This is a genomic window from Shewanella sp. 2_MG-2023 (genome assembly GCF_030548905.1).
Lineage (GTDB): Bacteria > Pseudomonadota > Gammaproteobacteria > Enterobacterales > Shewanellaceae > Shewanella > Shewanella electrodiphila.
Genome location: NZ_JAUOSO010000007.1, coordinates 168,253 through 186,870 on the forward strand (window position 1 = coordinate 168,253; position 18,618 = coordinate 186,870).

Below are 18,618 nucleotides of genomic sequence, written 5' to 3' on the forward strand. Positions count from 1 at the left end.
GTAAGTCTGTTCGTCCTTGGCTATTACTGTAAGCCTGGTGTTTTCTTTTTAGTGAATTTAGTGGCCGTAGTGTTGGCCGGATCGTCTGGCCATAAATGGCGCGGATATCGACCACGCATTTCTTTTTTAACATCAACATAAGGCCCTTGCCAAAAGCTGGCTAAATCCGCAGTCACAGCAATAGGTCGCTGCGCAGGAGACAATAGTTCCATCGTGACCACCAGCTTACCATGAAGTAATTGCGGGCTTTGTGATAACCCCAATGCCTCTTGCAGTCGCACACTTAATAACGCTCGAGCTTGAATACCGAGACTTTTTCCGTTCTGGCGATTCGTTATTTGATCAATATCTGCATTATCACTGGCAATGTCATCAACTTGATAAGTGATCGGCGCTGATGTCCCTGTTGCCATTTTCCAATGTGTTGGTAACAGCTCATTTAATGTTTGTTGCTGCGACCAAGTTAATAGGTTCTTTACGTGGCCTAATATATCCACTTTTTGCAGTTTAGCAATCGAATTAACCTCAGTTAAATACGGCGCTAACCACTGCGACAAGCTGGCAAGTAAATGCTCTGTATCGATAACAGGCCAATCATGTTCAGGGGCAAACTGCTGTGCTAATTTTAAACGATATTGTAACTGATAAAAGCGCTCATCAAGGTTAAGGATGCTTAACCCTTTTCGTTGAATATGGCTCACTAACGCTTGCACAATTAAAGAAGAGTCAACATTACTCTCTAATGTGCGGCTAACAATAATGTCGCCTATTTTTTGTTGTCGTTCAGCATAAAATCGCCCTTTCACTTCATCCCATTCACAGATTTTATGTTCCGAAATCAAACTCGCTAAATCATGATGTAAATGGTCAGAGTTAATGGCTGCGGCTAAATAGACTCGACCGGCATTGCGCCCTTGTGATTCTTGAAAATCTGCCACCACTAACCAGTCATGATTGGACATATTATCTTCAATATCTATGGTAACGCCTGTGCCGTTACTCAGCTGAAACCCTTGTTTACCCCGTGCTTTAGCTATACGGTCAGGAAAGGCTAACGCCAGTAAACTGCTGATATCACGACTTGCTGCATCACGGGCGATTTGTTTTATATCACCTGACACAGCTAATAATTTCTGCCACTTTCTCACTTGATTAGCCATTAGCCCTTGGGATGCGAGAGAAAGGTACTGACTAATATCCACGCCTTTTTTAGGTAAGCCTCTCGCTTCTAATACGGCAGCGAGTAAGCATGCTAACGACACCAAATCCGCTTGTTGATGAGCATCAGCAAGTGCCTTAGATTGCAATAACATATGCGCTAAACGTGGATGGCAACCCAGTTCATAAGCGGCTTGGCCTTGTTGGGTAATCTTATGTTGAGCATCAACAAGTGCAAGCTGTGCTAACAAGCGCCAAGCAACTTGCTGATGTATCGTTGGCGGCGGCGTCAGTAAAGGTAAGTTTTCAATATTGCTTTCACCCCAATAAGCGCAATCTAACGCCATTGAGGTTAATTCACTAATGCTGATTTCTGGGGCTTCTGTTTTGGCTAAGCGGCTTTGCTCTTCTTGTCCCCATAAACGTACACAACAGCCTGGTGCAAGACGACCTGCACGTCCTGCACGCTGAATAGAGGAGGCTTGGCTTATGCGTTTAAGTGATAAGCGACTCACACCTGTGCGGGGATTAAAGCTCGCTTCACGCTTATAACCACTGTCGACCACAATGGTGATGCCATCAATGGTCAAACTTGATTCGGCAACGTTGGTCGCAATGACAATTTTCCGCTTGCCATCTGGCGCTGGCGCTATCGCTTTATCTTGCTCAGCTGGGGTTAAGTCCCCATACAATGGACACAAGATAAATTGCTGACTATCAAGCTTTTGACTAAGGAGTCGTTGCAGTTTATTAATTTCGCCTTTGCCCGGCAAAAAAGCTAATACTGAACCTTGCTGATACTGGACTGGCACTGTTTTTGACTCAGTGCTGACACTATCGATGATGACACTCGCTAACGCATCTAACCACTGCTGTTGACCCGCTACTGGGCGGTAGACTTTTTCAACATCAAAACTTCTGCCTTCACTGACTAGCATCGCAGCATCAGGCATTAAGTTCTGTAACGGTAAGCCTGAGAGCGTCGCCGACATGGCAATCAGCTTTAAGTCATCTCGTAATGAATCTTGCACTTCTAATGCCAGTGCTAAGCCTAAATCTGTGGGTAAATGACGTTCATGAATTTCATCAAAGATGATCACTTCAATTCCTGTGAGTTCAGGATCTTGTTGGATCATTCGAGTTAGAATGCCTTCAGTAACAATTTCTAATCGAGTGTTGGCGCTGACTTTTGCTTCACCACGCACGCGATAACCGACACTATCACCAACCTTTTCGCCCCGTGATTTAGCAATAAATTGCGCGACACTGCGGGCAGCAACACGCCTGGGTTCAAGCATCAGAATTTTGCCATTGATTTGCGGCCATTGCAGCATTGCCATCGGCAATGCTGTGGACTTACCCGCCCCAGTAGGCGCTTCAAGGATAATTTGACTATGGTCGGTCAATGCTTGCTGCAACGGTGCAAACAAAGCTTGGATCGGTAATGAACTCAAAAGGATAACTTTAACAACGGATGATGCTATTCAGTTTACGCATATTCGAATCTTGATGCCATCTCATAGACTGACACTATTGCGCTGAATTGCGTTGAATTGAGTTGTGTTGCGTTAATTTAGTAACCAAGGGCTGCGAACCCCTGAGGATAATTCAATTAACCGTGCAGGCCTACCAATAGCATAACCTTGGCCATAATCCACACCCAGCTCACGTAATAATCGGCCAATGGTCTCGCTTTCAACAAACTCACCAATCACTTCAAAATCCATGTCTTTACCCAGCTGACATATGGCCGACACAATGGCTTTATCACTGCGGTCATCACAAACATTTACTACAAATTGACCGTCAATTTTAACGTAATCAACATCAAGACATTTAAGGTAAGCAAAGCTTGAGAAACCTGAGCCAAAATCATCTAACGCCAGTTTACAACCTAGTGGCTTAAGTAAGTCAATCAAAGCTGTCGCTTGTTCAAGCTGACTCACAGCCGCTGTTTCAGTGATCTCAAAACACAGTTTTGACACTAACTCAGGCTCGACCATTAAACGCATTTCTAACCAGCTCATAAATTTACTGTCAGATAATGACAATGCAGATAAATTTACTGACACCATAGAAAGCTGTTCCCAAATTTCCATGTGGCGAGCGCCCCATTTTAATAAGTTATCTATGACCCAACGATCGATTTTTGAGGCCAGGTTATAACGTTCTGCCGCAGGAAGGAAAACCCCTGGTGAAACGTATCGGCCATCTTCTTGCACCATACGCAGCAGAATCTCCATATGAATACCCGATTCATCGGACGATAATGGCTCAATAAGTTGATAAAATAGCTCAAATTGATTCAGAGCCAATGCTGAAATGATATCCACTGAAGCGAGCATTTGATTGTACAACTGGTGCATTTGTGGATCGTTTTTACAATAAAAGTGCCAGCGATTTCGGCCGCCTTCTTTGGCAATTCGACAAGCTGCGTCAGCTTGGCTCATTATGCTATATATATCTGAAGTGCGTGAGTCAAGTTCTGACAAGCCCATACTGATACTGACATTATGGGTGATTTCCCCCCAAATAAATTCGTGTTCCGATAGTTGCTGGCAAATTCGTTTTGCCACTAATTCGGCCGATTCCTTATCAGCATAGAACATCAAGATGCCAAACTCATCACCCCCTAACCTTGCGACAATATCACCGGTGCGTAATAGCAAGCTTAGGCGTTTGGATACTTGGCACAAAAGTTCATCACCCGCTTTATGACCACTCACATCATTGATCACCTGAAACTGGTCTAAATCAAGAAAAGCAACACACGCAGGCAGGCGATCTTTAGCATCAATAGCTTCTTCTAACATCGCTTCAAACTGCACACGATTGGGTAAACCAGTAAGAGGGTCATAGTTTGACTGGAATGACAGTTCATCGGCTAATCGATATCGCTCGGAAATATCTTCCACCATCATCAGTAAATGATTTTCGATATCTAACGCACGACAAAAGCTCATTTTATACCAATGTTTTGTTCCAGCGATAATTAATGGAATTTCGCACCAAGACTGATGCAAAGCGCCTTCACGCACAATGTGTAAACAATCTTCCAGCAGCAAATGATCATCTGAGTTAATTACCGAAAATAAACTTTGGTTTAGATGTAATGGTAAGTTCTGGTTGGCAACTTGGTTCTGTTTACTGACATTGTTATCTTTATCGATTAACGCACATGCGACGGGGAGTTGTTGAAATAGTTCTAAATATTGTAATTCTTTATTATTTAATAACTCAGTGACACGAGTCAGCTCCACTTGAGAACAAAGCGTAAGCGCACTTTCATTCACGAGATAAAATTTAGCATCTGCTTGAGCAACAATACCCTTATGTTGATGTTGATACGGCACCAAACATAATCGGCTGTTGCCAATAACGACAGTATGGTTAATGTGTAATTGAATAGGCAGCGTGGATGATGTGATGAATTGATTTAATTCGTCAATTAATCGTACTGAAAAATGACTTTGCTTAACCTCGCGGGACTCTGGCTCTAGGTCTTTATCAGGAAATAAGCCACTGTGTTGATTAAGTAATAATTGCTCACACAGGATTGGAAATGATGCCAATGATAAACCAAGAATTTCGGCATTTTGGCGATTGTTCTCATACACTTTCAATGCATTGGCTTGTAAAACAAAGCCACTGGTAATGTGCTCTGATACTTGGGACAAAATAACGATCACGCCATCGCAGCCAAGTTGCTGTTGCAACGCTTCAACTTCTGTAGCCACTTGCTCTGACGATAACAAGCGACTTAATTCAGAAGATTGTTTACTGACCCATATCGATTCCAATTCGCTATCAATCATTAAATAACTCATTATGTAATTGCAATTTATCTCTCACTATTTAGTCGTATCGCTTTTAGCATTACGATGGTGAACTGTTGTTCCATAACGTTAACTACAATCTTAGCTCATATTATTAACGTCAGGTTAAAAACGACAACTTTCTTGGTTATCCTTAACTTAAGTAACCTATAAATTATCTTAGAGTTTATCTCTGTGCGAGATAATTCAATGCATAACGACTTAGTAAGGCAAACGAATGTCTGAAAATGATAACAAACGCACTTTTATTGGCTTTTCTATATCAATTAATAACCAGCAAAGGCTAATAAACATCCAACAGCGATTAGCATCTCACATCAATCCATCTGCCACACCAGTGCGTAATACTAACTTACACATAACTGCGGCTTTTTTAGGACTGACCAGTGCTCAAGACATTGAAAAAATTGACACAGAGATATCCTCAATGTCATTGCATCGCTTTAGCCAAAGGCTTGAGCATATTAGTTATTGGCCGAAGGCAAAAATACTGTGTATCGAAGGAGTAGCCTCAATTGAATTAAGGAGTATTGTTGAGCAACTCACGCAGTTAACCAAGCAGCTAAACCTGCATCAAAGCCAACATGATTATCGGCCTCATATCAGTTTATTTCGTCATGTAAAAACACCATCTTCAACTCAAGCGTTAATGAATGAGATAACGACAAAAGCTTCCAACATGATAAAACTAGCGCCTATTAGCTTCGATATCACTGAGCTGACTTTATTTGAATCAAAATCAACACCAATGGGCGTTGAATATTTAGCCCTTAAAAGTTGGCCACTGAACTGATAACTGTAAACTGCAAATCGGAAAATTAAACACAAAAAAGCCGCATATAGCGGCTTTTGGGATGTAAATCGATTGTGGACTAACCAATACGACAGCTCTAGATCTCAGCTTATTTATTTAGTATCGCAGCAATAGTCAGAACACCGTGAGCCGTGGCACCCGCGCTCCATAGTGAATTAGCCGATGACGCATAGGCGCCAGCTAAATCCATATGTAACCAGTTAACATCAGGGCGAACAAAGCGCCACAAGAAGCCTGCAGCATTTGAAGCACCACCAGCACCGCCACCTTTCATTGCACGGCTGTTAGCTGTATCAGCATAAGGTGAAGGACACATATCTTTATGCCATGCATCTAATGGTAAAGGCCATACATTTTCAGCAACGCTTGCAGCTTGTTGCTGTGCTAACTGTAATGTTTCCATTTGCGGTGAGAAAATCGCGTTATAATTTGTCCCAACAGCCATGACGGCAGCGCCTGTTAATGTCGCTGCATCTATAATCAGCTCAGCTCCGGTATCGGATGCGGCTTGTAAACCATCAGCTAATACTAAACGGCCTTCAGCGTCAGTATTAACCACTTCAACGGTAACGCCATTTTTGTAAGTCAGGATGTCACCTAACTTATAAGCATGACCACTGATTAAGTTCTCAGCGCAACATAGGAATAACTTCACGCGCTTATTCAGCCCAGCTTTCATTGCTAAACCTAATGCAGCGGTAACAGTGGCAGCGCCGCCCATGTCACATTTCATATCAAGCATGCCTTCAGATGGCTTAATACTGTAACCACCTGAATCGAATGTAATGCCTTTACCCACAAGTGCAGTTGATACTTCTGCATCATCACCTAGTGGATTAAAATCAAGTACCAACATCGCAGGAGGACGCTCACTACCACGACCTACAGCATGTAAGCCAATCCATTGCGCTTCTAATAGTTCTTGGCCTTCCACGATGTCATAACTAACATTGTCACCACCAATGGCCTTAAGCCATTTCGCAGCATGATTTGCCAATATCACTGGAGATAATTCTTCAGGGGTTTCATTGACCAACATGCGCGCAAAGCTGGCAGCTTCAAAGCGATGAGTTAACGTAGTCTGAACCTCACTGTCACCACACCACAATACCTCAAACTCACCTTTAGCAGTGGTAAAGCCTTGTGAGAATGCCCATTGAGAGTCAATGCTCCAAAGCGCACCATCCAATTGAACCTTGCTTACTCCCTGGCTGCGGATTTTTCTTGCCGCCGCCTGCACTTGGCGTAGTTCATCTGTACCTGATAAATGTATAAACGCTTGGTTGCCTTGATAGGTAACATCAGCTTTACCCCAAAGGCTCTGTGGCGCTTCTTGTGTTAGGGTAACAGTCATTATTTCCATTATGATTTCCTTGTTGTACTTGCATTGTCACTTTTGTTTCCAATGGGCTAAGTGTACTGTAATTCGATAATGAAACGTGACAAAAACTACTATAGATTTCAATAAAAATTGTAAACACTATTATTACGGAGAAAAATTTTTCATGGAGTTTACCCCAGCGCTGCAACAGGGAACCTTGATCAAACGTTACAAACGTTTTTTAGCTGATGTTAGGCTTGATGACGGAACAGAAATAACCATTCATTGCCCTAATACTGGTTCAATGAAGAATTGCTTATTTCCTGGTGAACTCGTGTGGTTTTCAACCTCAGATAACCCTAAAAGGAAATATCCAAATACGTGGGAAATCGCTCAAACAACAGAGCAACATTTAATTGGCATTAATACTGGTAGGGCTAATGCTTTGGCTGAAGAAGCCATCAATGCGGGTGTCATCACTGAGCTTACTGGTTATTCAACCCTAAAACGAGAAGTTAAATATGGTGATGAAAATAGCCGCATAGATATACTGCTCAGCGATGAAAATCGCCCTTTATGCTATGTAGAAATCAAAAGCTGTACATTATTAGAGCAAACAGTAGGCTATTTCCCTGATTCGGTCACTACAAGGGGGCAAAAGCATTTGCGCGAGCTTATGCATATGGTTAGTCTAGGTCATAGAGCAGTATTGCTGTTTGTTGTTCAGCATACTGGTATCAATATTGTGCAAGCTGCAGAGCATATCGATCCGCAATATGCATTATTACTAAAACAAGCGGTAAATAGCGGCGTAGAAGTTTTAGCTTATCAAACAGAATTATCGGCTATTTCAAGTACCCTAAGTCGTTCGTGCAAAGTGATTGTTTAGGTCAAAAAAGCGTAAAATACTAAACAAATAATTTGCCACGCTATAGCGTTTCTGCTATAGATAGCGGCCATAAATTTTACGACGCACATAAATCGCTAATTATTACAGGAGATGCGTTATGCCTGAAGGCACTAAAAAACTCGGCGTACTCGCTATCGCAGGTGTAGAACCTTACCAGGAAAAAGCTGGTGAGGAGTATATGGGTGAAGAGCAACGTGGTCATTTTAAAATGATTTTAGAAGCTTGGCGTAACCAGTTACGTGAAGAAGTTGACCGCACGTTAAACCATATGCAAGACGAAGCTGCTAACTTCCCAGATCCAGTAGACCGCGCGGCGCAGGAAGAAGAATTTAGTTTAGAGTTACGTGCTCGTGATAGAGAACGTAAACTCATTAAGAAAATTGAAAAGACATTACAAAAAATTGAAGAAGACGATTTTGGCTTCTGTGATTCTTGTGGTGTTGAGATTGGTATCCGCCGTCTTGAAGCACGTCCAACAGCTGATCAATGTATCGACTGTAAGACGCTTGCTGAAATTAAAGAAAAGCAAATGGCTGGCTAATTCAGCGACCACTGACAATCGGTTTAAGCACTTTCCGATATCAGATATTGGGCGAGATGATTCTCGCCCTTTGTTTTTGTATTTCCCCTACCGCTAAATTGATTTAAGCAAAAGGTATATCGGTGAACTCACCTCATTATATTGGTCGCTTTGCTCCATCCCCTTCTGGCCCATTACATTTTGGCTCTCTTATTGCTGCACTTGGCAGTTACCTTCGCGCTAGACATCAAAATGGCAAATGGCTTGTTCGTATTGAAGATATTGACCCGCCAAGAGAAGTTAAAGGCGCAAGTGATGACATTTTAGCCACGCTCGACGCCTATGGATTACATTGGGATGAGCAAGTTCTTTATCAAAGTCAGCGAACGGAAATATACCAACAGCAAATAGATACTCTATTAAGTAAAGACTTAGCCTACTTTTGTCAATGTACTCGAAAACAAATTGGTCAGATGGGCGGCGTTTATGACAGCCGCTGCGGACAATTAATCTCACCACTCAACCAAGGCGCTATTCGAATTCGAAATACCGCTAAAGTTGATCAGTTCAATGACTTGTTGATGGGTAATATTACGGTCAATGAAGGATTTGCAGGTGAAGATTTTATTATTAAACGCAGTGACGGCTTATATGCTTATCAACTTGCGGTAGTGATCGACGATGCTTTTCAAGGCATTACTGAAATTGTACGAGGCTGTGATTTGCTCGAAACCAGCTGCCGACAATTAAGCATGAATAAAATTCTTGGTTTTTGTTCGCCAAACTGGCTGCATCTACCTCTAGCATGCACTAAACCCGGATTTAAGCTTTCTAAACAAAATTATGCAAATGCAATTGATGTCATTAGGCCACAAGCCAGTATCAATGCGGCTTTGCAATTTTTAGGGCAAGCCCAAGTAGACATAGACCATGTGGATATCATGCTAAAACAAGCATGCGAGCAATTTAGTATTGTTGATATTCCACAAGTATCTGAGATTCTGATAGCGCAGTGATATACTCATTGGCGTACAATTGGTATATCATAGCCGCCAGATTTTTAACCATTTAATTTTAACCATTAATCGTATCGTTCGAGGTGTATTATTTTTCGCCGTATTAGCCAATTCTGCAAACAACTGTTTGAAGACAATAAATCCACTCCGGTCATTGAGCCAGAAGCTCAAGATGACGGATTGCGCCTGGACATTGTCACCAGAGATGCCCATACAATTTCTAGGCGTCAAATCAGTGAAAATGCACTAAAAGTTCTTTACCGTTTGAGCAAGTCAGGCTACAAAGCCTACCTTGTCGGCGGTGGTGTTCGCGATATCCTATTAGGCATGGAACCGAAAGATTTCGACGTTGTGACCAATGCAACCCCTGAAGAAATCAAAAAACTATTCCGTAATAGCCGCCTTGTGGGTCGTAGATTTAGATTAGCGCACATTGTATTTGGCCGCGACGTGATTGAAGTCGCCACTTTCCGTGGTCACCATGGCGAAACCGACGAAAAAATTTCGAAATCAAATGCTGAAGGTCGTCTATTACGCGACAACGTCTATGGCGAAATCGATGAAGATGCAGAACGCCGTGACTTTACAATCAATGCACTTTATTACGATATCAGTGACTACTCTATCCGCAGTTATGGCGGTGGTATTAGTGACTTAGATGCCAGAACCATTCGTTTGATTGGCGATCCAGAAACCCGTTACCGTGAAGATCCGGTGCGTATGCTTCGAGCTGTGCGCTTTGCAACCAAACTGGATATGCAAATCGAATCAAAAACAGCGGCGCCAATTAAAGAGTTAGCACCACTGCTTAAAGATATTCCAGCAGCACGTATGTACGAAGAAGTACTTAAGCTGTTTTTTGCTGGCAAAGCACAAGCTAACTACGAAATGATGCGAGACTTAGGGTTATTCCAACCACTTTTCCCGCAAATTTCAGCGCAAATAAAAGAGCAACCAAACGGTTATACCGCCAAAATGCTCAATGCTGTCATGAGCAACACAGATTTACGCGTAAGCCAAGACAAGCCTGTCACACCGGCATTTTTCTACGCAGCCCTGCTTTGGTATCCATTAAAGCAACGTGCTGATGATATAGCGCTTGAAAGTGGCTTAAGCCACTACGATGCACATGTCGCAGCAATGGGTGATGTGATGGAGCAACAATGCCGCACCATCAGTATTCCGCGTCGCTTTAGCACGCCAGCTAAAGATATTTGGCAACTACAACTTCGACTTGAGCGCAGCCAAGGCACTCGTGCATTTAAATTGCTCGAACACCCTAAGTTCCGTGCAGCTTATGATTTATTACTCCTTCGTGGTGAAGCAGAAGCTGGCAACATAGGTAAAATAGCAGCGTGGTGGCAATCATTCGTTGAAGCGGATGAACAACAGCGTTCTGACATAGTGAAAAGCAGCAAAAAAGGTCCTAGCCGTAATCGCAATGCTCAACAGCGCAAACGTCGTCGTCCTAGTAAGCCTAAATCAGAGTCTGCAGGTACGACTGAGAAAAACTCAGCACCTAAAGCTGAAACAAAAGGCTAACCATGAGCACCACGGTTTATGTGGCGTTAGGGGCAAACCTAAATGAACCAGTACAGCAAATCCAAGACGCTGTACTGGCGTTAAAAAAGATTGCTCTCGATGCGATTGTTAATGTGTCACCACTGTATCGTTCAGTCCCTATGGGCGATGTTGAACAGCCTGATTACGTCAATGGTGTGGCACAATTTAACACCGACCTTGCACCAATAGCTTTGCTCGACGCATTGCAAGCGATTGAAAATACCCAAGGCCGTGTCAGAGAGATACGTTGGGGACCACGTACGTTAGATTTAGATATCTTACTGTACGGGACACAAATCATCGATGAGCCTCGACTATCGATTCCCCATTATGGAATGAAGCAACGCAGTTTTGTTCTCATTCCACTTGCAGATATTAATCAACAATTAATACTGCCATGTAGCACCGAATTAAAAAGCTTAATTACCCGTGAAATGCGAGCTGAATTAATTCAAATTTAATCAGCTTTTATGCCGTTTGCATCGCATATCCATTACTTGAATATGAATTGCTTCTAAGAGTTTATTATGTCAAAAGTCACTAGCTCAACCCTCATAAAATTCAAACAAGAAGGTAAGAAATTTACCGCGTTGACCGCCTACGATGCGAGCTTTGCTGGCGCATTTGATAGCGAAGGCGTCGATGTCCTACTGGTTGGTGATTCTTTAGGTATGGTTCTGCAAGGCCACAGTGATACATTGCCTGTGACAGTCAATGATATTGCCTATCATACAGCCAGTGTTAATCGCGGTTGCAAACGAGCCCTACTTATTGCTGATATGCCTTTCATGAGTTACGCCACCCCAGAACAAACTATGGCTAATGCTGCAATTTTGATGCAGGCAGGTGCAACCATGGTCAAACTGGAAGGCGGTGAATGGTTACTTGATAGTGTGAGAATGTTGACTCAACGCGGTATTCCAGTATGTGCTCATTTAGGTCTCACGCCACAATCGGTGCATGTTTTTGGCGGCTTTAAAGTACAAGGTCGTGAAGAAGATAAAGCTCAACGCATGATTGATGATGCCTTAGCATTACAAGCTGCTGGTGCTCAATTATTAGTGGTTGAATGCATTCCGAGCTCACTGGCAAAACGCATTACTGAAGCATTGACCATCCCAGTCATTGGTATTGGCGCTGGTGGTGATACCGACGGGCAAATCTTGGTTATGCACGATGTATTAGGTATCTCAAGCGGCTATATTCCTAAGTTTTCTAAAAACTATTTGCAGCAAACTGGCGAAATTCGTTCTGCAGTGAAAGCCTATATTGAAGAAGTCGCCAATGGCACATTCCCAGCCGATGAGCACTCGTTTAACTAAGTTTTATAACAAACAACATTGGCATGCAGTGTGAGTTCATCTTAGTAACTGCATTAAAATTTATTGTACAACTAGGTAAATATCGATGATTACCACAGCGAATATTGCTGAAATCAGAGCACAAGTAAAACAATGGCACATGCAAGGCGAAACCGTTGCCTTTGTGCCAACGATGGGTAACTTACACAATGGTCACATAACATTAGTGACTGAAGCGCTAAAACGCGCAGACCATGTGGTGGTGTCCATTTTTGTCAATCCAATGCAATTTGGCCAAAATGAAGATCTTGACGCTTATCCAAGAACGTTAGCAGCAGATAGTGACGCACTTATTAATGCAGGTGCAGAGCTATTATTCACCCCTACTCCTAGCATCATCTACCCAAAAGGTTTAGCGCAACAAACTTTTGTTGAAGTACCGAATATTGGTGATGAGTTTTGCGGTGCAAGTCGACCAGGACATTTTCGTGGTGTAGCCACGATTGTATGCAAGCTATTTAATATCGTTCAAGCCGATGTTGCTTTATTTGGCCGTAAAGATTATCAACAGCTCATGGTGATTAAAGCGATGGCTGAAGATTTATCATTACCGATTGAGATTATTGGTATTGACACAATAAGAGAAGCATCTGGTTTAGCCATGAGCTCAAGAAATGGTTATTTAACTGCTGAGCAAAAGCAACAAGCTGCTGCGATTAAACAGTGTATGGATAAGCTTGCAGCTGATGTTGCTTGTGGAAAAAACATTGCTGAAAGTGAGGCTGTTGCGGCTGAAACGTTAGTGAAGGTAGGTTTTAAAATGGATTACTTGTCTGTTAGAAACGCCACTAATTTAGCCCCTATTACTAGTGAAGATCATAATCTAGTGATCTTAGTTGCTGCCTACCTTGGCAATACCCGCCTTATAGATAATCTTACCTTTAGCCGCTAATCTATTCGCCACTGACTTTGTAAGACTTAGCTGATTGTTCACTAAGTCTTACAAATTTAACGCAAAGTTCTTCTGTGCCAATAAAAAATCTACTGTCAAAAAACTGGTTTTATCGTTAAAATTAGGCCATAGTAATTAAGTATATTTAAACATTATAGCTACAAGCAGCTATAATGATTTACAACCACCTAGCGCCAATGGGTTTTGGCTGACTAGCGGTAACCATCTGATATACCTTCAACACGGTGTTGAAGCGATGTTAGATTACAAAAGGATCTGTGGCCGCATGCCAATAAGACTACTCATCACATTCATTATTGTATTATTCATGGGGCCAACTTTCGCCTCTGCAAATACAATTTATAAGTGCATGAAGGACAATAAAATCGCCTTCAGTCAGACTGTTTGCCCAAAAGAATATCGTCAGCACAAAATTGAATACCAGCTTGGGATCACCACAGAAGTTGATTCGGATAAGGTTGTCTTAAAAGAAGACCCGCTTAAAGCGTTGCTGAAAAAACAAACCATTTCCAAAGAGAAATTAATCCAATTATTGGACAGTGAAGTTTATCGCCTCAAGCAAGAAAATAGTTATTTTGAAATTTTACGTGCCAGTGAAATTCAAAAACTTGATCGTAATCGCTATTGGCACAAGAAAGAAAAAGACGATCCAGATTATGTAGAAGATTTAGCTGAGATTAATAATCGATTTGATGAGTTAATGAAAAATAATCGTCACGTGATTATTGTACTTATCGAACACAAAAACAAAATCCTAGCAGAAAGCGCCAATGATGGCGCTATCGCTAAAGAATAATAGTAAGCAAATCCCTCAGCGCAACGCCCACTAACTAAAGCGTTCTCGAGCTACTCCAGTTCCTATCATCCAGATATTCGCTCAACACCTTACATTAGCCATTCATTAATCAGGCTTAAATACGCCGATGACATTACCTGTGGCTTTTTCAGCGACTTTTGCCTCTGTTTGTTGCTCACGGTAATCACAGTCAGTACACTCAACTGTTTCAACACCATTTTCTTTAAATAGTTGAATAGTATCTTGAGCATGACATTGAGGGCATTTAGCCCCAGCTACAAAGCGTTTTTTTATTTTAGCCATAATCTTATTATTGTTCTTCTGTGCATTTGCGATATCAGTAGCAGTATTTTGCCACGAATTGGTTAATCCAGTCTCGCTCTAGTGTTAAAAAAGTATCAATTACGCTATTATCGCTGCACTTTTTGTATTATCACCAGTCAAGTTGCCATTCATGATTAACATCAGCCAAGCCCAACTCATCCGCGGAACGAAAACCCTACTCGATGAAGCTAACCTTACCGTCTATCCTGGCCATAAAGTTGGCCTAGTCGGTGCGAATGGCACAGGGAAATCATCTCTATTGGCGCTCATTTTAGGCAATCTACAACTTGATAAAGGCGAATTTAGTTTACCTGCGGGTTGGCAAGTCGCCACTGTTGCCCAAGAAACACCGGCACTTGAAGTCTCAGCGCTAGAATATGTACTCGATGGTGATATTGAGTTTCGTCAACTTGAGGCTCAACTGGCTATCGCTCAAGAAAAAGATGATGGCCATAACATCGCGCTGATACATGGAAAAATTGATGCTATCGGTGGTTATGCCATTCGCTCACGAGCGAGCTCCCTGTTAGCTGGTCTAGGGTTTAGTGAGCCAGAACAAAGTAACCCAGTAAAAAGCTTCTCTGGTGGCTGGAGAATGCGTCTTAACTTAGCGCAGGCACTATTATGTCGCTCTGACTTATTGTTACTAGATGAACCCACCAACCATTTAGATTTAGATACCATGTATTGGTTAGAAGGTTGGATTAAAGCCTACCAAGGTACGCTTATCTTAATTAGTCATGACCGTGACTTTATTGACGGGATCGTTGATGAAATTGTTCACGTTGAGCATGCCAAACTGAATTATTACAAAGGTAATTACAGCTCATTTGAGCGTATTCGTGCTGAAAGATTATCTCAGCAACAAGCCGCATTTGAACGTCAACAAAAAGAACGCGCTCACATGCAATCTTTTGTCGACCGCTTCCGTTATAAAGCCAGTAAAGCCAAACAGGCTCAAAGTCGATTAAAAGCCTTAGAAAAAATGGCTAACTTATTACCTTCACAAGTCGACAGCCAGTTTCATATGGCTTTTCGTGAGCCTGACGCTTTACCTAATCCTTTAGCGACCATGGAGAATGTGTCTATTGGCTACGGTGACAAAACCGTATTAAGTGAAGTCAAACTTAACCTAGTTCCAGGTGCGCGTATTGGTCTGTTAGGCCGAAATGGAGCCGGTAAATCGACTCTGATAAAATTACTCACTGGAGATTTAGCCCCTATAACAGGTAAATATCAGCCTAATCCTGGTCTGAATATTGGTTACTTCGCTCAGCATCAAATTGAATTTTTAAGTTTGGATGACACCCCGCTACAGCATTTAGTCCGTCTAGCGCCCAATGCGAAAGAGCTTGAACTACGTAGCTTTTTAGGCGGATTTGGTTTTAATGGTGATATGGCTATGTCGGCTGTTAGACCTTTCTCGGGTGGCGAAAAAGCCCGTTTAGTTCTGGCACTACTCGTATGGCAAAAACCAAACGTATTACTTTTAGATGAACCGACCAACCACCTTGATTTAGAGATGCGTCATGCACTGACCATGGCATTGCAAACTTTTGAAGGTGCAATGGTCATTGTGTCACATGATCGACATCTTTTACGGTTAAGCTGTAGTGACTATTACCTTGTAGACCAAGGTGCTGTAAAGCCTTTCCAAGGCGATTTAGATGATTATCACCAATGGTTGCTCGATGCAGCAAAAGCAGCGCAATCATCTGCCGCTAAAGAGGGTGACACTAAGCCAACAATCGACAAAAAACAGCAGAAACGTTTTGAAGCCGAATTAAGACAGAAAGTGTCTCCATTGCGTAAACAGCAAATTAAGCTTGAGACACAACAGCAAAAAATCAGCACACGTTTAGCTGAACTTGAAATCGACTTGGCTGATGGCTCGCTTTATGAAGCGGAAAATAAAGCTAAAATGACTAAAGTGCTTAATGAGAGAACTGAACTGACACAAGCGATGGACGAAAGTGAAATGACTTGGCTTGATCTTCAAGAGCAGATTGAAGTTATCGAACAAGAGTTTACCCTCAATTAATCTGCCAATTGTTTGAATGAGCTAAATATGTGCCTGCAACAATCATTCAAACAAGAGGAAACAGGTTAAAGCCTCTGATTTAATAAGCTTTAACCTGTAGTTATCAAAATTTAACTATCACCTGAAATGCACCAAGCTTTTCAAGGACAATAAGATTCAAGTTATCGTGCTATCGATAATACAAGATAACGTAATCCTCATTATCAGTCTGAATCTTAAAGAATGGATACTTACACGTTGGAGAAAGTCTAGTGCAACCTTTTAACTCATTAATTTGGCGTGATTGTGACAATCTATACGCGACTAATCCAGTAAGCTACATCAGCGTACAAGACGACTACCAAGTTAATGTAAATCTACTATTGTTGGCCCAATATCTCGATCAACAGTGCCACTATTTACCATTAGCGCAGTGGGAAGTACTCGCCTCGACCATTGAAGACTGGGATACTAAAGTTGTTACCCCATATCGTAAATTACGCCGCTTAGCTAAATCATATTTACAAGCAGGCGAATATCAACAAATGTTAGATATAGAGTTGATGATGGAGCGCAAAACTCAGCAAATGTTGCTGAAGAAATTAAATCAGTTTGAGCAAAGCTCAATTAATGCTGACGCTACTTCCGATATTGCCTCTGATAAAAAAGACACCTATAACACCGAAAATTACTTGTGCTTATTTGGTATCGATGCAGATTATTTTACTCAATTACAAAGTGCTTAAAGCGAGCAGCGAATACCGATATTATCAATATTCGCTGCACCACTTATACATCCGCTAAAGCAATACTATCAGCCGTTAAAACAAAGATTATGAATGACTTTGTTGCGGTAAGCGTGTCGAAATGATTGCTGCTAACGCAATCATCACACTCGAAATCCACAAGCAGGCCTCAAGTCCGTATTGCTGAAATACCCAACCCGATAACAAAGTGCCAATAAGCCTACCCATCGCATTAGCCATATAATAAAAGCCAACATCTAAAGACACGCCATCTTTATCTGCGTAACTCACAATTAAATAGCTATGCATCGATGAGTTCACTGCAAACAATCCGCCGAAAACCAATAACCCGCCGATAAGCATAATATGACTATGCCAATCGAAAGTGAGAGCCAGTGCAATCACTACAGGAATAATAGCCAATACCGCAGCCCATAAGCAGGCACTTTTACCATCAGGGACCTTACCTTGTTTTTTGCCGGTAAAATGGGGCGCAAAGGATTGAACACCACCATAAGCAATAACCCACAAGGCTAAAAAGCCCCCAACATACCAATGATCCCAGCCAAATTGACTGGCAAGAAAGACGGGCAATGCCACCACAAACCATACATCTCTTGCTGCAAACAAAAACAGCCTTGCTGCAGATAAGTAGTTAATGGTACTGCTCTTAGAGAAAATCTCTGTAAACTTGGGCTTCGCAGTCGCTTTGCCTAACTGGCTTTTTAAGGTTAATACGCTAAATATCCACACCAGCAATAACGCGACTGCCATGATTAAGATTGCCGCCTGAAAACCAAACACAGTCAGCAGCGCGCCACCTAAGAAAAAACCCACACCTTTAAGGGCATTTTTAGAACCAGTAAGAATAGCAACCCATTGATATAATTTACCTTCAGCTCCAGCGGGAACCAATGTTTTAATGGCACTTTTGGCGCTCATTTTATTCAAGTCTTTAGCAATGCCAGATAATGCCTGCGCCGCCATTACCCACACCACAGTGAGCCATTCATTGGGTACCAGCAGCATAGACAGAGCAAACACTTGCAAGCCCAGGCCGATATTCATGGTGCGATTTAAACCCACTCTCGCACCAAGCCAACCTCCGACAAGATTAGTCACAACACCAAAAATTTCGTAGAACAAAAACAGCATTGCAATTTCAATCGGGCTAAAACCTAAACCATGAAAATGCAGCACCACCAGCATTCGCAGTGCACCATCGGTCAATGTAAATGCCCAATAGTTGCCAGTCACAATTAAGTACTGTTTTATCTCACTGGGCAAGTTTGCCAATTTTGTGAATAAAGACATCGGTAT

The 18,618-nt window shown here is 42.1% G+C and carries 16 protein-coding genes; 11 read left to right on the forward strand and 5 right to left on the reverse strand.

The window, feature by feature from the left end; translation table 11 throughout:
• Positions 1-23 precede the first annotated feature (23 nt).
• Both hrpB and Q4600_RS09300 read right to left on the reverse strand, forming a co-directional pair.
• Positions 24-2,612, reverse strand: coding sequence for an ATP-dependent helicase HrpB (gene hrpB, locus Q4600_RS09295; RefSeq protein ID WP_303515584.1), 2,589 nt, complete (start codon positions 2,610-2,612; stop codon positions 24-26).
• Between the two features lie 114 nt (positions 2,613-2,726).
• A complete protein-coding gene (locus tag Q4600_RS09300) occupies positions 2,727-4,973 on the reverse strand; it encodes a bifunctional diguanylate cyclase/phosphodiesterase (protein WP_303515585.1) in 2,247 nt (748 codons plus the stop codon).
• Positions 4,974-5,211: 238 nt separating this feature from the next.
• On the opposite strand from Q4600_RS09300, the gene thpR reads away from it, so the two are divergent.
• Positions 5,212-5,787 carry an RNA 2',3'-cyclic phosphodiesterase gene (gene thpR / locus Q4600_RS09305; protein WP_303515587.1) on the forward strand — a complete coding sequence of 192 codons (576 nt, stop codon included), beginning with the start codon at positions 5,212-5,214 and terminating at the stop codon, positions 5,785-5,787.
• 109 nt (positions 5,788-5,896) lie between these two features.
• On the opposite strand, the gene pepB is transcribed toward thpR, so the two are convergent.
• Positions 5,897-7,171: an aminopeptidase PepB gene (gene pepB, locus Q4600_RS09310; RefSeq protein WP_229371193.1), complete on the reverse strand. Its 1,275-nt coding sequence runs from the start codon at positions 7,169-7,171 to the stop codon at positions 5,897-5,899.
• A 142-nt stretch (positions 7,172-7,313) separates the two neighbouring features.
• On the opposite strand from pepB, the gene sfsA reads away from it, so the two are divergent.
• The 8 genes from sfsA to Q4600_RS09350 all read left to right on the forward strand — a co-directional run bounded on the left by sfsA (position 7,314) and on the right by Q4600_RS09350 (position 14,208).
• The gene (gene sfsA / locus Q4600_RS09315; RefSeq protein ID WP_102529239.1) at positions 7,314-8,018 is read left to right on the forward strand and encodes a DNA/RNA nuclease SfsA; all 705 of its coding nucleotides are present in this window, start codon (positions 7,314-7,316) and stop codon (positions 8,016-8,018) included.
• A 118-nt stretch (positions 8,019-8,136) separates the two neighbouring features.
• Positions 8,137-8,580, forward strand: coding sequence for an RNA polymerase-binding protein DksA (dksA, locus tag Q4600_RS09320; protein ID WP_055024924.1), 444 nt, complete (start codon positions 8,137-8,139; stop codon positions 8,578-8,580).
• Positions 8,581-8,702: 122 nt separating this feature from the next.
• A complete protein-coding gene (gene gluQRS / locus Q4600_RS09325; RefSeq protein ID WP_303515594.1) occupies positions 8,703-9,575 on the forward strand; it encodes a tRNA glutamyl-Q(34) synthetase GluQRS in 873 nt (290 codons plus the stop codon).
• Positions 9,576-9,755: 180 nt separating this feature from the next.
• Positions 9,756-11,117, forward strand: a complete 1,362-nt coding sequence (gene pcnB, locus Q4600_RS09330; RefSeq protein ID WP_241906469.1) for a polynucleotide adenylyltransferase PcnB — start codon at positions 9,756-9,758, stop codon at positions 11,115-11,117.
• Positions 11,118-11,119: 2 nt separating this feature from the next.
• Positions 11,120-11,599: a 2-amino-4-hydroxy-6-hydroxymethyldihydropteridine diphosphokinase gene (gene folK / locus Q4600_RS09335; RefSeq protein ID WP_303515598.1), complete on the forward strand. Its 480-nt coding sequence runs from the start codon at positions 11,120-11,122 to the stop codon at positions 11,597-11,599.
• Positions 11,600-11,665: 66 nt separating this feature from the next.
• Positions 11,666-12,460, forward strand: a complete 795-nt coding sequence (gene panB / locus Q4600_RS09340; protein ID WP_248955617.1) for a 3-methyl-2-oxobutanoate hydroxymethyltransferase — start codon at positions 11,666-11,668, stop codon at positions 12,458-12,460.
• Positions 12,461-12,545: 85 nt separating this feature from the next.
• Positions 12,546-13,391, forward strand: a complete 846-nt coding sequence (gene panC, locus Q4600_RS09345; RefSeq protein WP_303515599.1) for a pantoate--beta-alanine ligase — start codon at positions 12,546-12,548, stop codon at positions 13,389-13,391.
• Positions 13,392-13,677: 286 nt separating this feature from the next.
• Entirely contained in the window at positions 13,678-14,208 is a 531-nt protein-coding gene (locus tag Q4600_RS09350; RefSeq protein WP_102529233.1) for a hypothetical protein, read from the forward strand.
• A 105-nt stretch (positions 14,209-14,313) separates the two neighbouring features.
• Here the strand turns inward: Q4600_RS09350 and Q4600_RS09355 are convergent, their stop codons facing one another.
• Positions 14,314-14,511 (reverse strand): YheV family putative zinc ribbon protein, encoded by a 198-nt coding sequence (locus Q4600_RS09355; RefSeq protein ID WP_229371182.1) that lies wholly within the window; start codon positions 14,509-14,511, stop codon positions 14,314-14,316.
• 151 nt (positions 14,512-14,662) lie between these two features.
• On the opposite strand from Q4600_RS09355, the gene Q4600_RS09360 reads away from it, so the two are divergent.
• Together Q4600_RS09360 and Q4600_RS09365 are read left to right on the forward strand one after the other, a co-directional pair.
• A complete protein-coding gene (locus Q4600_RS09360; protein ID WP_229371180.1) occupies positions 14,663-16,573 on the forward strand; it encodes an ABC transporter ATP-binding protein in 1,911 nt (636 codons plus the stop codon).
• Positions 16,574-16,824: 251 nt separating this feature from the next.
• A complete protein-coding gene (locus Q4600_RS09365; protein ID WP_303515606.1) occupies positions 16,825-17,298 on the forward strand; it encodes a DUF2390 domain-containing protein in 474 nt (157 codons plus the stop codon).
• A gap of 87 nt (positions 17,299-17,385) precedes the next feature.
• On the opposite strand, the gene arsJ is transcribed toward Q4600_RS09365, so the two are convergent.
• Entirely contained in the window at positions 17,386-18,612 is a 1,227-nt protein-coding gene (arsJ, locus tag Q4600_RS09370; protein WP_303515609.1) for an organoarsenical effux MFS transporter ArsJ, read from the reverse strand.
• Between the last annotated feature and the right edge of the window lie 6 nt (positions 18,613-18,618).

Excerpts from the sequence above, each read along its gene's own strand:
- panC (WP_303515599.1), top strand. The coding sequence starts at position 12,546 with ATGATTACCACAGCGAATATTGCTGAAATCAGAGCACAAGTAAAACAA.
- thpR (WP_303515587.1), top strand. The coding sequence starts at position 5,212 with ATGTCTGAAAATGATAACAAACGCACTTTTATTGGCTTTTCTATATCA.
- folK (WP_303515598.1), top strand. The coding sequence starts at position 11,120 with ATGAGCACCACGGTTTATGTGGCGTTAGGGGCAAACCTAAATGAACCA.
- panB (WP_248955617.1), top strand. The coding sequence starts at position 11,666 with ATGTCAAAAGTCACTAGCTCAACCCTCATAAAATTCAAACAAGAAGGT.
- pepB (WP_229371193.1), bottom strand. The coding sequence starts at position 7,171 with ATGGAAATAATGACTGTTACCCTAACACAAGAAGCGCCACAGAGCCTT.
- Q4600_RS09350 (WP_102529233.1), top strand. The coding sequence starts at position 13,678 with ATGCCAATAAGACTACTCATCACATTCATTATTGTATTATTCATGGGG.
- dksA (WP_055024924.1), top strand. The coding sequence starts at position 8,137 with ATGCCTGAAGGCACTAAAAAACTCGGCGTACTCGCTATCGCAGGTGTA.
- arsJ (WP_303515609.1), bottom strand. The coding sequence starts at position 18,612 with ATGTCTTTATTCACAAAATTGGCAAACTTGCCCAGTGAGATAAAACAG.
- Q4600_RS09360 (WP_229371180.1), top strand. The coding sequence starts at position 14,663 with ATGATTAACATCAGCCAAGCCCAACTCATCCGCGGAACGAAAACCCTA.
- Q4600_RS09355 (WP_229371182.1), bottom strand. The coding sequence starts at position 14,511 with ATGGCTAAAATAAAAAAACGCTTTGTAGCTGGGGCTAAATGCCCTCAA.
- Q4600_RS09300 (WP_303515585.1), bottom strand. The coding sequence starts at position 4,973 with ATGATTGATAGCGAATTGGAATCGATATGGGTCAGTAAACAATCTTCT.
- sfsA (WP_102529239.1), top strand. The coding sequence starts at position 7,314 with ATGGAGTTTACCCCAGCGCTGCAACAGGGAACCTTGATCAAACGTTAC.